This is a genomic window from Porphyromonas sp. CAG:1061 (assembly GCF_000435035.1).
Classification (GTDB): Bacteria; Bacteroidota; Bacteroidia; order Bacteroidales; family Porphyromonadaceae; genus Porphyromonas_A; species Porphyromonas_A somerae.
Genome location: NZ_HF988895.1, coordinates 2,148 through 2,362, shown reverse-complemented (window position 1 = coordinate 2,362; position 215 = coordinate 2,148). Strand labels below are relative to the sequence as shown.

Below are 215 nucleotides of genomic sequence, written 5' to 3'. Positions count from 1 at the left end.
CAAAGGAAGCGCAAGCGCATCCGCGGTGGTAAGGTCAATGTTGAGCAGGAAGGTAAGAAGCAACAAGGTCGCGAAGGAGGCAAGGCTAAGCAAGGCGCTACTAAAAAGGGACAAGGTGCCCAAGGTGGAGCTCAGCAAGGTAACAACCGCAACAATAACAACAATAAGGCTCAGCAAAAGCAAGGACGCAAAGCCAAGCGCAAAGCTAAGCAAGA

The 215-nt window shown here is 51.2% G+C and carries 1 protein-coding gene; it reads left to right on the top strand.

The annotated features are described in order from the left end of the window. Positions 1-215: hypothetical protein (locus tag QVO39_RS03315; RefSeq protein ID WP_288171717.1), on the top strand; the 215-nt coding region annotated here is incomplete at both ends.